The following is a 12465-nucleotide window of genomic DNA, read 5'->3' as shown; positions in this document are numbered from 1 at the left end:
AGAAAGCATGGATAAACCGATGTTGGTCTTTAAACGTTTTGGTCACCAGTTGCATCTGATGGTACAAAAGGAAGCCAAGCGTTGTGGTATTGAATTTATGGGGGGACCGCAAGGGCAGGTCATTCGTTTTTTAGAACGTCGTGAGCATGAACAAGAATTAACACTCATCAAGGATATTGAACAAGAACTCAATGTCACTAAGTCAGTTGCTAGTAATTTGGTCAAGCGTATGGTGCAAAATGGTTTGGTGGAATTGGAGGCGAGCCCAAGTGATAAACGGGCAAAATTTGTTCATTTGACCGAAAAATCACGCTCTCAAATGAAGCAAGTTAAGTCTTTCTTTGATCGGATTGACCGTAGTTTACTTGATGGTATTTCTGAAGAGAATCTCGCTATTTTTGAAGAAGTCATGGGCCAACTACAAGCAAATGTAGAAAAAATAGGAGGTAAGAATGAAGAAACTCGCTAAGCGTATCACAGGAAAAGAGTGGGGCATGATTCTAATAACTGTTCTCTTTACCTGTTGCTCGGTCTATCTAGAGTTAGAAGTACCGACTTACGTTTCAAAAATAACAGAATTACTCGGAACGCCAGGTACGGAGTTGGGAGACCTTTGGTCGCCAGCAACTAAGATGATAGGTTTGTCATTCTTAGCCTTCCTATCATCTGTAACAGTTGGATTTTTTGCCGCTCGAGTTGCATCATCCTATACGGCTCATCTACGAAGCGATATTTTTAATCGTGTTTTGGATTACTCCCAGACAGAAATTAAACGTTTCTCAATCCCCAGTCTATTGACTCGGACGACTAATGATATCACGCAGATTCAGATGCTCTTTACCATGGGACTCCAGGTAGTCACTCGCGGACCAATCATGGCATTCTGGGCCATTGGTAAAATCCTTGGCAAGTCTGAATACTGGATTTGGGCAGTAGTGGTGGCAGTCATTGTCAATGTTCTGATGACAACTGTCTTGATGACTTTGGCCTTTCCGAAACAATCTGTCATTCAAAAATTGACAGATAAACTGAACAGTATTACTCGTGAAAGTTTGACAGGGATTCGGGTTGTTCGTGCATACAATGCTGAGGAATATCAAGATAAGAAATTCGAAGAAGCCAATGATGAAGTCACACAACTCAATCTCTTTGTCAGTCGCTTAATGGCCATTATGAATCCTATTATGATGGCGATTTCTAGCGGCTTGGTCCTCGCCATTTACTGGATTGGTGCTTATCTTATCAACGACGCTAGCTTGACAGAGCGTCTACCCCTCTTTAGCGATATGGTGGTCTTCATGTCCTATGCTATGCAAGTGGTAATGGGCTTCTTACTCATGGGTGCTCTCTTTATCGTCTTACCTCGTACCTTGGTTTCTGCAGGTCGTATCAATCAAGTCTTGGACCTCAATTCCACTATTGAAAATCCTAGTCACCCACAGACAGCAAACTCTTCTGTAAAAGGTCAAGTGGAATACCGTGACGTAACCTTCCGCTACTCTAAAAACTCAGAAGCAGTAGTGGAACATGTCAGCTTCAAGGCAGAAGCAGGGCAAACCATTGCCTTTATCGGTTCAACTGGTTCTGGTAAATCCACGCTTGTGAACCTCTTACCCCGTTTTTATGATGTGTCAGAGGGAGAAATTCTAGTAGACGGCGTCAATGTTCAGAATTATGACTTAGAAGATTTGCGTAATAAAGTTGGCTATATCCCTCAAAAAGCTGTGCTCTTTTCTGGAGATGTTAAGGGCAATCTCGACTTTGGTAAGAGTCAAGAAACGCCACTAAGTGAGACGGCCATGTGGCAAGCTCTGGAATTGGCCCAGTCTAAAAACTTTATCGAGGATAAGGAAGCAGGTCTTGACTCAGAAGTGGCTCAAGGTGGGACCAATTTCTCAGGTGGACAGAGACAACGTTTGGCCATTGCACGCGCCTTGGCTCGTAAACCAGAGATTCTCATTTTTGATGATTCATTCTCAGCCTTGGACTATAAGACCGATCGTATCTTACGTCAAGTATTAGCTGAAAAAACACAATCCATGACCAAGTTAATCGTTGCCCAACGCATTTCAACCATTATGGATGCAGACCTAATCTTAGTCTTGGATCAAGGTAAAGTCGTGGGACAAGGCACCCACAAGGAACTTCTCGCAAGCAATGAAGTTTACCAAGAAATTGCCTATTCACAACTATCGAAGGAGGAATTGGAACATGGAAAATAAGAAAATGTCCTTATGGAAACAGTGTAGACCTTTTCTAGCAGGTCTCCAACTTCCCCTACTAATCGCAGTTGTGGCGGCTATATGTTCAAGTATTATCACGGTTTATGGACCAACTAAAATCAAAGAAATTACCAATTTGATTTCAGATGGGTTAATGGCAGAGATTGACCTAGAGGCTGTCTCAAGTATTGCTAGCTTTTTGGTTATCCTCTATGTGCTTGGGATTATCCTGAACTATACGCAAGCCTACATTTTTTCAACTAGTATCCAACATTTCTCAAAACGTTTGCGGACAGCTATTGCTGAGAAAATCAATCGCTTGCCACTTGCTTATTTTGACCGTCATTCTCAAGGGGACACTCTTTCTCGTGTAACCAATGACGTCGATACGGCGGCTCAGTCACTCAATCAAAGTCTAGGGACAGTTATCTCAGCTAGCTTCTTGCTGATTGCAGTTTTGATTACCATGTTTGGTATGAACTGGATTTTGGCACTGGTAACCGTTGTTTCAACCCTTGTTGGATTTACGGCGGTTTCCGTAATTATGGCCAAGTCGCAGGGCTACTTTAAAGCTCAACAAAATAACCTAGCAGCTGTAAATGGCTATGTGGAAGAAATGTACTCTGGCCACAATGTGGTGACCAGCTATAATGCTGTGGAGCCAACAAAAGAAACATTTGCTAGTCTAAACCAAGATTTACATGATAGCATCTGGAAATCTCAGTTTATCTCTGGAATTATGATGCCTGCTATGTTCTTTGTTGGAAATTTTAGTTATGTTTTGGTCATTATCGTCGGTGCTGCCTTGGCTCTTGAAGGTCATATCAGTATCGGGATTATCGTAGCCTTCATGGTCTACGTACGTACCTTCTCGCAACCCTTATCACAGATTGCCCAAGGAATTACCAGCTTACAACAAGCTAGTGCAGCTATGACTCGTGTCTTCGAATTTCTAGGTGAAGAGGAAATGGAAGATGAATCTCATAAGGAAAGACAATTGACCAACATGAAGGGTGAAGTGGTCTTTGACAGAGTTTCATTTGGCTACACACCGGAGCGAACGATCATTCATGACTTTTCTGCGACAGCTCATGCAGGTCAAAAGGTCGCGATTGTCGGACCAACTGGTGCTGGGAAGACGACCATTGTTAACCTCTTGATGAAATTCTATGAGATTGATAAGGGAAGTATTCGCATTGATGGTGTGGATACCAAGGCTATGAAGCGCTCAGAAGTGCACGATGCCTTTTCAATGGTCTTGCAGGATACCTGGCTCTTTGAAGGAACCATTCGTGACAATCTCATCTACAATCAAACAGGTATCAGTGATGAAGAAGTGATTGAAGCTGCCAAAGCAGTAGAAATCCACCACTTCATCACAACCCTACCTGATGGATATGATACTGTTTTGGATGATACAGTGACCTTGTCAGTCGGACAGAAACAACTCTTGACCATTGCTCGTGCTCTGCTCAAGGATGCTCCGCTCTTGATTCTGGACGAAGCAACATCCTCAGTCGATACTCGTACGGAGGAGTTGATTCAAAAGGCTATGGACCGTTTGATGGAGGGACGCACATCCTTTGTCATCGCCCACCGCTTGTCAACGATCCGCAATGCTGACTTGATTCTGGTCATGAAAGAAGGAAACATCATCGAGCAAGGCAATCATGAAGAGCTTATGGCTCAGGGTGGTTTCTATGCAGACCTCTACAATAGTCAATTTACAGAAGACCAAGCAGAAGAATAAATCAAAAGAAGGCTTGACGGCCTTCTTTTTCTGCACTATACTAGAGTAGGAGATGCTAGCGGACTCGTTCTGTCAGGCTTCTTGTGTAAAATCTAGAAACAACGAGAAAACAGATGAAAAACTATCAAGAGTGGTACGATAAAAGAAAAGCAAGTCTTCTTCGACACCCACAATTATTGCAATTGATGCGAGTCTTTAATCGAATGATGACAGTTCTGATGCCTTTAGCTTACTTGACCTTGTTGGGAACAAACTATATAAGCAAGGGCTTGGGGCAAGACCTATATGCTTATATTTTGGTGCCGGCTTTTGGCTTTGTCTTATTGACGCTAGTTCGTAAGTGGATCAATCAACCACGTCCTTATGAAACTTGGGAAATTGTCCCGCTACTAGACAAGGACAGCTCTGGGAACTCAATGCCCAGCCGTCATGTCTTTTCAGCGACCATCATTTCCATGGCTTGCATGCATGCTAGTCTACCTATGGGGATGATTTTATTGGTTTTATCAGCTTTTCTCGGCCTTGTGCGGGTCTTGGGGGGAGTACATTATCCCAAGGATGTTTTAGTTGGCTACGTCTGTGGTCTCCTTTTGGGAATTCTTTTCTTTATTTTCTAAAAAGTAAAGCAAGTGGGCTTGGCCTCGTAACCACTTACGGGTCAAAACTGACCACTTGCTTTTTTGCCCTTGTAAAGTCTTCTGGCCTTTGGTATAGTAGATGCAGAAAGGAGATAGGATGAAGTTACGAATCGAGATTGATAGTGAATTAACTGAGACAGAGATTGTCATCAAGGCTGCAGCCCTGACAGATGAGATAGCTGACTTGCAACGACTCTTGCAAGAAACCAAGGCTCCTAGGTTGATCTTTTACAAGGGGACGGGTGAGTATTACTTAGACTTGGCAGAAATCCTCTTCTTTGAGACGGAAGGTAGCAAGATTTACGCCCATACCCAGAAAGAGGCCTACGAGGTGAGACTCAAGCTCTATGAACTAGAGTCCATCCTGCCCCGCTATTTCAGTCGGGTATCCAAGTCGACTATTGCCAATATCCGGCAGGTCTACTCGGTTGACAAGTCCTTCTCAGGGACGGGGACTATTTCCTTTTATCAAACCCACAAGGAGGTTCACGTGTCACGACACTACCAATCCCTCCTAAAAGAAAATCTAAGAAACATGAGGTAAGAACATGAAAAAGAAAGCATTTGGTATTGTGTTGCTAGTATTGGCAGCTTTAGTATTGTTACAGGGGAATTTTGGTATTCCTTCACTTGAAGGGGAAATTTGGCCCTTGATCGGTATTGGATTTTTTGCCTATCAATCAGTTGAGGCAATTCTTCGTCGTCATTTCACTTCAGCCTCTTTTACAGCCCTAGTGGCCCTCATGATTGCTAATCATTTTTATGACATTTTACCGATTCCCAATCAATCATTGTTCTGGGCAAGTGTTCTCATCGTGCTTGGAATAAGTATGCTGACTCATACTAACAGAACTTGGAATGGGAAAAAATGGTGGCATGATGGTGAAAAGACCATTCTGACAGACAAGGAAGTCGCTTTTGGGGCGGGTACATTTTACAAGCAAGACCAAGACTTGGTAGAAGACCAGTTTGAAGTCGGATTTGGGAATGCCAAAATCTATTATGATAATGCAGAGATGTTAGGAGATAGCGCAACCTTGAAGATAGAAGTCGGATTTGGGAATGCAGTTATCTATGTGCCCCAACACTGGAGAGTTGACCTGAAGGTGGAAACTTTTTGTGGTGCGGCCAAGGCAGATGCTCCTGTAGCCCCAACCAGCAAAACCTTGATTATCCGTGGAGACGTAGCTTTCGGGAAACTTGGTGTCGTCTACGTCAAATAAAAAAAGTCTTCCAATTCCCTTGCCAAAAATAAGAAAGTGTGATAACATAGTACGGTATGTGGTGCTAGCACATCCGCTATATTAGATCTAATAGGAGGAAAACACAATGGCTAAAGTATGTTACTTTACAGGTCGTAAGACTGTATCAGGAAACAACCGTTCACACGCGATGAACCAAACTAAACGTGCCGTAAAACCAAACCTTCAAAAAGTTACTGTTCTTATCGATGGTAAACCTAAAAAAGTTTGGGCTTCAGCTCGTGCTTTGAAATCAGGAAAAGTAGAACGCGTTTAATAAACATGAAAAGACCTACAGGGTCTTTTTTGTTTTGCTCGACAGCTGAAATCATTTGAAAAATCAAGCAAATATCCGATGATACATCATTCTGCTTTTACAGTTGGGCTGAAATATGATAAAATAGAGTATCAACTATTTGAGGTAAAAAAAATGACTGTAAAAATTAATACAAAAGATGGTCAAGTCGAACTGACAGATGATGTGATCGCTACTGTCGTAGGTGGCGCAGCAACTGAAATTTTTGGTGTAGTCGGTATGGCTAGTAAAAATGCCCTCAAAGATAATTTCCAAGCCCTTCTTGGTAAGGAAAATTATTCAAAAGGTGTAGTCGTTAAAGCAGCTGAAGACGGTAGTATTGCAGTTGATGTATATACTGTATTGAGCTACGGTACAAAAATCAGTGAAGTTTCAAAAAACATCCAAGAACGTGTTCGCTTTAGCCTAGAGAACCAACTTGGAATCACTGCTCAAACTGTGAATGTCTACATTCAAAATATCAAAGTTGTAGGAGAATAATCGTGTCAAATATTACTACAAGCTTATTTCAAGAAATGGTACAGGCTGCTTCAACTCGTTTGAACAAGCAAGCCGAATATGTCAATTCATTGAACGTCTTCCCAGTTCCAGACGGAGATACAGGAACAAACATGGGAATGACAATCGAAAATGGTGCTAAAGAAGTCGCAGACAAACCAGCTTCAACTGTTGGTGAGGCTGCAAGTATCTTGGCTAAAGGTCTTTTGATGGGTGCGCGTGGAAACTCAGGAGTTATCACTTCTCAGCTTTTCCGTGGATTCTCACAAGCCATCAAGACAAAAGAAGAGTTAACAGGGAAAGACCTAGCCCTTGCCTTCCAATCAGGTGTTGAGGTTGCCTACAAGGCTGTTATGAAGCCAGTTGAAGGAACTATCTTGACTGTATCACGTGGAGCTGCCATCGGTGCTAAGAAAAAAGCAGAGCAGACAGATGACGCAGTTGAAGTGATGCGTGCAGCCTTGGAAGGAGCTAAAGCAGCCCTTGCTAAAACCCCAGAAATGCTTCCAGTATTGAAGGAAGTTGGAGTTGTGGACTCAGGTGGTCAAGGTTTGGTCTTCATTTACGAAGGATTCCTTTCAGCTCTTACTGGTGAATACAGTGCGTCTGAAGACTTTGTGGCGACTCCAGCGAATATGGGTGAGATGATCAATGCAGAACACCACAAATCTGTAGCTGGACATGTAGCAACTGAAGACATTACCTTTGGTTACTGTACTGAAATCATGGTTGCCCTCAAACAAGGTCCGACTTATGCTAAAGAGTTTGACTACGAAGAATTCCGTAACTACTTGAACGACCTTGGAGATTCTCTACTTGTTGTCAATGACGACGAAATCGTTAAAGTTCACGTCCATACAGAAGATCCAGGACTTGTCTTGCAAGAAGGTCTTAAATATGGTAGCTTGGTCAAGGTTAAAGTGGATAACATGCGTAACCAACACGAAGCGCAAGTAGAAAAAGAAGCAGCTCAAGTTAGCAAGCCAGCTGAAGAAAAAGAATATGCCCTTATCGCAGTAGTAGCTGGACAAGGCTTGGCAGACATCTTCCGTGCCCAAGGTGTGGATTATGTCATCGAAGGTGGACAAACTATGAACCCTTCGACAGAAGACTTCGTCAAGGCTGTTGAGAAAGTCAATGCTCGCAACATCATCTTCTTGCCAAATAACAAAAACATCTTCATGGCAGCTCAATCTGCAGCTGAAGTATTGGAACAACCAGCTGTTGTGGTAGAAGCTCGTACAATTCCTCAAGGATTGACTAGTCTTCTTGCCTTTGACCCAAGCAAATCAATCGAAGAAAACCAAGAACGCATGACTGCAGCTCTTGGCGATGTTATCAGTGGTAGTGTAACAACAGCCGTTCGTGATACAACTATCGATGGTTTGGAAATCCATGAAAATGACAATCTTGGTATGGTTGATGGTAAGATCCTCGTATCAAACCCTGATATGCACCAAACCTTGACTGAAACATTGAAACATATGTTGGACGAAGATAGTGAAATCGTAACTTTCTATGTCGGAGAAGACGGAAGTGAAGAATTGGCTAACCAAATTGCTCAAGAAATCGCAGAAGAATTCGAAGATGTCGAAGTAGAAATCCACCAAGGTCAACAACCGGTTTACCCATATCTTTTCAGTGTGGAATAAAGATTAAATAAAAAGAAAGAGGTCAGGACAAACGTTCCTGGTCTCTTTTTTTGTTTGCAATGAGTTTTTGAACTGGTAGCTGATCGGGGCTAGACAATCGATCCAATCTAGTAATTTTTATTCCATCATTTTTTTGTGACATTTGTCATATTTCCTAATGACAGAAGCTTCTAGTGATTCTACCTTCAAAGAATTATACTAGATGTATCAAATGGAGGAAGAAAAAATGAAACATAAAGTAATTATCGCAATGAGTTTAGTAGCAGCAGGAGTCATGACTTATCTCATGTTCTCAGGATTGGATGAAGGCTTCTATCATTTTCCTTGGGAGTTATTTGCAGGATTTGGCATGATGTCTTGGTTGATCCGAGAAGGTTTGAAATTGGTTTCAGATGTGAAAAAGGAGTTTGAAAAATGAAACATAAAGTAATTATCGCAATGAGTTTAGTAGCAGCAGGAGTCATGACTTATCTCATGTTTTCAGGATTGGATGAAGGCTTCTACCATTTTCCTTGGGAGCTATTTGCAGGATTTGGCATGATGTCTTGGTTGATCCGAGAAGGTTTAAAATTGGTCTCAGATGTGAAAAAGGAGTTTGAAAAATGAAAAAAGCGATTCTCTATCTTTTTATTGCACTATCACTAGTGGTATGGTTGGTCGAAATGTTTACAGGTTGGTTTGACCAAGCCTTCCTTCACCAAGTCATTCGTGGTGCCTGGGGACTAGGATTTATGATTTTTATCGCCTTTCCGATGGGGAAGGAGTGGCTGAAAGGAGAATATCATGAACATGATTAAGGTAGAAAGCCTAAATAAAAACATCAAGGGCAAGGCTATTTTGAAGGATATTTCCTTTGAGGTAGCAGAGGGCGAATGCGTCGCCTTGATTGGTCCAAATGGCGCCGGTAAGACAACACTCTTGGACTGTTTGCTTGGAGATAAACTGGTCACCAGCGGTCAAGTATCCATCCAAGGCTTGCCAGTGACGAGTTCTCAGTTAGACTATATTAGAGGCTACCTCCCTCAAGAAAATGTCATCGTTCAGAAATTAAAGGTCAAAGAGTTGATTGCTTTCTTTCAAAGTATTTATCCAAATCCCTTGAACAACCAGGAGATCGATCAACTATTGCAGTTTGACAAGCAGCAAAAAGAACAATTGGCAGAAAAATTGTCAGGTGGGCAAAAGCGTCTCTTTTCATTTGTCTTGACCTTGATAGGCCGACCAAAGCTTGTCTTTTTAGATGAGCCAACTGCGGCCATGGATACCTCAACTCGTCAACGTTTTTGGGAAATTGTCCAAGACTTAAAAGCGCAGGGAGTCACCATTCTCTATTCGTCTCATTATATTGAGGAAGTAGAGCATACAGCAGACCGGATTTTGGTCTTAAATAAGGGAGAATTGATTCGTGATACGACACCACTAGCTATGCGCAGTGAAGAGATTGAAAAGCACTTTATCCTACCTCTGGCTTATAAGGAAGTCGTTGAGCAGTCAAACTTGATTGAAAACTGGTCACAAAAACAAGATGCCCTGCAAGTAGTCACACGCGAAGCGGATGCTTTTTGGCAACTGTTAGTCCAGGCAGGCTGTAGGATACAAGAAATTGAAGTCAATAACCGTAGCTTGCTAGATACAATCTTTGAAGAAACACAAAAGGGAGATGACTAAGATGAAACGATGGATCGCACTAAACAAGATAGAATTTCTATTGACCAAACGACAATTAGTCTATTATCTATTATCCGTAGGGATGCCGACGGCCTTCTATTTATTCTTTTCAGGCATGTACCAGGATACACCAGATGGGCCAGCTAATTTTATGCGCGACTACCTTATCTCTATGACGGCCTTTTCTATGATGTCGACAGCTATGTTTTCATTCCCAGCTGTTTTACATACCGATAAAATCAACAACTGGCAGAAAACATTACGCCATACTCCAGTAAATATGGTAGAATATTATCTATCAAAGATAACAAGTATGATGGTTGATTATTTGGTTTCAATCCTGGTTGTTTTCTCAGTTGGGCACTTGGTCAGAGGTGTGGATATGCCTTTAGGAAGCTGGATTGGGGCTGCGCTCTTGCTGATTGCGGGAAGTATAGCCTTTGTAGCGCTTGGTTTGATCCTGACACTCTTACCGTCTAGTCAGCTGATGTCTGTCGTGGGCAATCTTCTCTATCTAGGCTTGGCTGTTTTAGGCGGACTCTGGATGCCCATCACTTTATTTCCAGACTGGATGCAAGCAATCGGGAAGTGTCTACCAACCTATCAGTTGATGGAATTGCTCAAGACCTTCTTAAACGAGGGAGGCATCAATTTATCATCCACAGTTTATCTACTTGTTTTTTCAGCAGTTTTATTTGGTTTGACTATTTACCTTCAAGGTCATAAGGAGAATGCTTAATGCTTGAAAGACTGAAAAGCATACACTATATGTTTTGGGCCAGTTTGATTTTTATGGTTTTCCCTATCCTCTCTGCAGTAGTTGGGGAAATTCCTAGCTGGCATTTACTAGTTGATATTCTATTTGTGGTGGCTTACTTAGGCGTTTTGACAACCAAGAGCCAGCGATTATCCTGGCTCTTTTGGATTATCATGCTAGCCTATGTAGCTGGGAATACCGTCTTTATTTATGGCAACTATGTCTGGTTCTTCTTTTTCCTTGCCAATCTCTTGATTTATCATTTTAGAGTGCGTAGCTTACGTTCTCTTCATGTCTGGACTTTTCTCCTTGCTCAAGTTCTTGTTGTTGGCCAACTCATGATGTTTCAGTCAGTCGAAACTGAGGTTGTAGCCTTTGAGCTTGGGATTCTTACTTTTGTCGATTTGATGACATTGGGTTTGGTTCGGATTCGCATTGTGGAGGATTTGAAAGAAGCTCAGGCCAAGCAAAATGCCCAGATAAATTTATTGCTTGCTGAAAATGAACGCAGTCGTATCGGTCAGGATTTGCATGATAGTCTGGGGCATACCTTTGCTATGCTGAGTGTCAAGACAGATCTGGCCCTGCAGTTATTTCAGATGGAGGCTTATCCACAGGTGGAGAAGGAATTAAAAGAAATTCACCAGATCAGCAAGGACTCCATGAATGAAGTGCGTACCATCGTGGAAAATCTGAAATCACGGACCCTGGCTTCAGAGCTTGAGACTGTCAAGAAAATGCTGGAGATTGCTGGGATTGAGGTTGAGGTTGACAATCAATTGGACAAGGCTAGCCTGACCCAAGATGTGGAGTCGACGGCTGCTATGATTTTGTTAGAACTGGCGACCAATATCATCAAACATGCCAGCGCTAATAAAGCCTATCTAAAAATGGAACGTACAGATCAGGAATTGCTCCTGACAGTCAGAGATGATGGGAAAGGATTTGCAACTGTAAAAGGGAATGAACTCCATACAGTCCGTGACCGTGCAGCAGCCTTCTCAGGTCAAGTAGAGCTGGTCAGTTTGAAAGATCCCACAGAGGTGCGCGTGCATCTGCCTTATAAGGAGAGAAAGTAGATGAAAGTATTAGTCGCAGAAGATCAAAGTATGCTTAGAGACGCCATGTGCCAGCTCTTAAGTTTTCAGCCAGATGTAGAGACTGTCTTGCAGGCGAAAAATGGAGCCGAGGCTATTGAGATTTTGGGGAAAGAAGCAGTAGATATTGCCATCCTTGACGTCGAAATGCCAGTCAAGACGGGACTCGAAGCTCTCGAGTGGATCAAACAAGAAGTACCTGAAACCAAGGTAGTTATCGTTACGACCTTTAAACGCCCAGGTTATTTTGAACGAGCGGTCAAAGCAGGAGTAGACGCCTATGTCTTGAAAGAGCGGAGCATCGCCGAGCTCATGCAAACCCTGCATACGGTGTTAGAGGGGCGCAAGGAATATTCTCCAGAGCTGATGGAAGTCATGATGACTCACCCCAATCCCTTGACCGAGCAGGAAGTCGCTGTTCTACATGGAGTGGCTCAGGGACTCTCCAACCAAGAAATTGCGGACAAGCTCTACCTCTCAAACGGCACCGTTCGTAATTACATGACCAATATCCTCTCCAAACTAGGCGCCAGCAACCGAACCGAAGCAGCCAAAACTGCCGAAGAAGAAGGCTGGTTGTGAGGGGAGAAGAAAGAAAAAAACTCTTAGAAATGAATCTAAGAGAT

The 12465-nt window shown here is 42.6% G+C and carries 16 protein-coding genes; all 16 read left to right on the top strand.

The window, feature by feature from the left end; all coding sequences use genetic code 11:
* Positions 1–7 precede the first annotated feature (7 nt).
* The 16 genes from QM857_RS04630 to QM857_RS04555 all read left to right on the top strand — a co-directional run bounded on the left by QM857_RS04630 (position 8) and on the right by QM857_RS04555 (position 12421).
* Complete coding sequence (locus QM857_RS04630; protein WP_414275213.1) at positions 8–469, top strand: MarR family winged helix-turn-helix transcriptional regulator; 462 nt, start codon at positions 8–10, stop codon at positions 467–469.
* Complete coding sequence (locus tag QM857_RS04625) at positions 453–2222, top strand: ABC transporter ATP-binding protein (RefSeq protein ID WP_414275212.1); 1770 nt, start codon at positions 453–455, stop codon at positions 2220–2222. Before QM857_RS04630 ends, QM857_RS04625 begins: the two co-directional genes overlap by 17 nt.
* A complete protein-coding gene (locus QM857_RS04620) occupies positions 2212–3972 on the top strand; it encodes an ABC transporter ATP-binding protein (protein WP_414275211.1) in 1761 nt (586 codons plus the stop codon). Before QM857_RS04625 ends, QM857_RS04620 begins: the two co-directional genes overlap by 11 nt.
* 113 nt (positions 3973–4085) lie before the next feature.
* Entirely contained in the window at positions 4086–4589 is a 504-nt protein-coding gene (locus tag QM857_RS04615) for a phosphatase PAP2 family protein (protein ID WP_414275210.1), read from the top strand.
* A 118-nt stretch (positions 4590–4707) separates the two neighbouring features.
* On the top strand, positions 4708–5154 hold the full coding sequence (locus QM857_RS04610) for a LytTR family DNA-binding domain-containing protein (RefSeq protein WP_004250544.1): 447 nt from the start codon (positions 4708–4710) through the stop codon (positions 5152–5154).
* Between the two features lie 4 nt (positions 5155–5158).
* Complete coding sequence (locus tag QM857_RS04605; RefSeq protein WP_414275209.1) at positions 5159–5833, top strand: LiaF transmembrane domain-containing protein; 675 nt, start codon at positions 5159–5161, stop codon at positions 5831–5833.
* A 106-nt stretch (positions 5834–5939) separates the two neighbouring features.
* A complete protein-coding gene (gene rpmB / locus QM857_RS04600; RefSeq protein WP_001140948.1) occupies positions 5940–6128 on the top strand; it encodes a 50S ribosomal protein L28 in 189 nt (62 codons plus the stop codon).
* Positions 6129–6281: 153 nt separating this feature from the next.
* Positions 6282–6647, top strand: coding sequence for an Asp23/Gls24 family envelope stress response protein (locus QM857_RS04595; RefSeq protein WP_000216443.1), 366 nt, complete (start codon positions 6282–6284; stop codon positions 6645–6647).
* A 2-nt stretch (positions 6648–6649) separates the two neighbouring features.
* Positions 6650–8317, top strand: coding sequence for a DAK2 domain-containing protein (locus QM857_RS04590; protein WP_414275208.1), 1668 nt, complete (start codon positions 6650–6652; stop codon positions 8315–8317).
* A gap of 211 nt (positions 8318–8528) precedes the next feature.
* Complete coding sequence (locus tag QM857_RS04585; RefSeq protein WP_025171227.1) at positions 8529–8735, top strand: hypothetical protein; 207 nt, start codon at positions 8529–8531, stop codon at positions 8733–8735.
* Complete coding sequence (locus QM857_RS04580) at positions 8732–8923, top strand: hypothetical protein (RefSeq protein WP_004250552.1); 192 nt, start codon at positions 8732–8734, stop codon at positions 8921–8923. Before QM857_RS04585 ends, QM857_RS04580 begins: the two co-directional genes overlap by 4 nt.
* Positions 8920–9114 carry a hypothetical protein gene (locus QM857_RS04575; RefSeq protein ID WP_000709296.1) on the top strand — a complete coding sequence of 65 codons (195 nt, stop codon included), beginning with the start codon at positions 8920–8922 and terminating at the stop codon, positions 9112–9114. Before QM857_RS04580 ends, QM857_RS04575 begins: the two co-directional genes overlap by 4 nt.
* Positions 9101–9985: an ABC transporter ATP-binding protein gene (locus tag QM857_RS04570; protein ID WP_414275207.1), complete on the top strand. Its 885-nt coding sequence runs from the start codon at positions 9101–9103 to the stop codon at positions 9983–9985. The genes QM857_RS04575 and QM857_RS04570 overlap by 14 nt, the downstream gene beginning before the upstream one ends.
* Before the next feature lies 1 nt (position 9986).
* Positions 9987–10724 (top strand): ABC transporter permease, encoded by a 738-nt coding sequence (locus QM857_RS04565; protein ID WP_006151291.1) that lies wholly within the window; start codon positions 9987–9989, stop codon positions 10722–10724.
* Entirely contained in the window at positions 10724–11821 is a 1098-nt protein-coding gene (locus tag QM857_RS04560) for a sensor histidine kinase (RefSeq protein WP_006151302.1), read from the top strand. The genes QM857_RS04565 and QM857_RS04560 overlap by 1 nt, the downstream gene beginning before the upstream one ends.
* Complete coding sequence (locus QM857_RS04555; protein WP_006151288.1) at positions 11822–12421, top strand: response regulator transcription factor; 600 nt, start codon at positions 11822–11824, stop codon at positions 12419–12421. It begins immediately after the preceding gene.
* Positions 12422–12465: the final 44 nt, after the last annotated feature.

This window comes from Streptococcus infantis (assembly GCF_047463315.1).
GTDB classification, from domain to species: domain Bacteria; phylum Bacillota; class Bacilli; order Lactobacillales; family Streptococcaceae; genus Streptococcus; species Streptococcus infantis_AB.
The sequence above is the reverse complement of the archived record's forward strand: the minus strand, read 5'-3'. Positions and strand labels throughout refer to the sequence as shown.